Origin of the sequence: Hymenobacter persicinus (assembly GCF_004167665.1) — a bacterium.
Lineage (GTDB): Bacteria > Bacteroidota > Bacteroidia > Cytophagales > Hymenobacteraceae > Hymenobacter > Hymenobacter persicinus.
Map to the genome: position 1 here is coordinate 1 of NZ_SEWE01000130.1, position 1,839 is coordinate 1,839.

Here is a 1,839-nt window from a genome sequence, read left to right on the forward strand (position 1 = left end):
TACACGGGCACTTTCAGGCCCTGAAAGGCCGTACCAGTCAGCGAAATAGTCCGCTCGGTGCTGGTGGTGCTGGTGGTATAAGTGGCCAGGTTAACCACGGTGCCGCTGAAATCGGACGTCGTGCTGGCCCGTACTTCAATCGTGCTCGGCCCGTTGACGGTGCCAATGATGTCGGTGTAGGTCAGGCTCGTCAGGTTCAGCTGGTAGGTGCTGGCTGGCTCGATGCTAAAGCCCACGTAGTCGTTGGCCGTAAAGTTGGTGCCGTAGCCGCTGGAAGCAAACGTGCCCGCGCTGGCGGCGGCGGTGTTCACCGTGAGGCCACCGCCGCGCTGGAAGGACGAGGCCATCACGTTGGTGGCGGTGAAGGCTGCTGCCACGCCGCTGGTGAAGTTGTAGTAGGCCAGCGGGGTCGTGGTGGTGGTGAAGTTTACCGACTTTGGCGTGGGCTTGTAGTTTTCGAACGTCACGCCGTCCACGGGGGTATCAGCGTTGTAATCGTACACGTCGGCAGTGTAGGCCGTGCTGGCGCTGAGGCCGGTGACGGTTACCGACACGTCGATATCGGACAGCACCACGTAGTTGCCGGGACCGGTGATGGAGGCCGCGCCGTTGTTGCCGTACACGGTGTTGGCAGTGTAGGCCGTCTGATCGGTGGGGGCTACGGCCGGAGTACCGGCGGCGCGCACCACTATCAGGGCATAGATACCGGTACCGGGTACGAAGTCACTCAGTGAGATGGTGGCCGAGTTGAAGCCCACGGTGGTGGCCGCAATGTTGGAGCTCACCGTTGGTTCTACAACGATGTTCCCATTCACCGTCAGGTTTTTCGGCGTGGCCGGGCTGCTGGTGTGGGTGATGGTGGCGCCATTGAGAATAATCACGCCGCTGCTGTTGGCAGTGCCGGCGGAAGCGCCGCTCAGGCGCACATAAATAGTCTGGTTGACGCTGCCGCTGCTCGGGGTGATGGTGAGCGAGTTGGCGTCGGTGGTGATGCCGGTGAAGGCCGCAGTAGTCGACACCTGGAAGCCGGCCGGGGCCGTTACCGTCACGTCATTGGTCAGATCTGAGCCGGTGAGCGTGTAGAAGCGGGCCGGCGTGGAAGGCACTCCGGCAATGGTCGTGAAGGTTGTCGCGTTGAGCGTACCTACCGTGAGCGTGGCGGCTACTACGGCATTCACCGTGCCCGATACCAGCACCGGCGCCGAAACCGAGCCGTTGGTGTTGGCCACCGTGCCGCTGTAAGCACCCTGGGTGGTGCCGGTCAGGCGTACGTAGATAGTGCGGTTGCTGATGCTGCCGCTACTCGGAGTGATGGAGAGCGTATTGGCGTCGGTAGTGATGCCCGTGAAGGCCGCAGTAGTCGACACCTGGAAGCCGGCCGGGGCCGTTACCGTCACGTCATTGGTCAGATCTGAGCCGGTGAGCGTGTAGAAGCGGGCCGGCGTGGAAGGCACTCCGGCAATGGTCGTGAAGGTTGTCGCGTTGAGCGTACCTACCGTGAGCGTGGCGGCTACTACGGCATTCACCGTGCCCGATACCAGCACCGGCGCCGAAACCGAGCCGTTGGTGTTGGCCACCGTGCCGCTGTAAGCACCCTGGGTGGTGCCGGTCAGGCGTACGTAGATAGTGCGGTTGCTGATGCTGCCGCTACTCGGAGTGATGGAGAGCGTATTGGCGTCGGTAGTGATGCCCGTGAAGGCCGCAGTAGTCGACACCTGGAAGCCGGCCGGGGCCGTTACCGTCACGTCATTGGTCAGATCTGAGCCGGTGAGCGTGTAGAAGCGGGCCGGCGTGGAAGGCACTCCGGCAATGGTCGTGAAGGTTGTCGCGTTGAGCGTA

The 1,839-nt window shown here is 62.6% G+C and carries 1 protein-coding gene; it reads right to left on the minus strand.

Translation table 11 applies throughout. The features are described 5' to 3' along the window. The coding region (locus tag EWM57_RS21350) for a beta strand repeat-containing protein (RefSeq protein ID WP_165370609.1) at positions 1-1,839 on the minus strand (1,839 nt) is incomplete at both ends.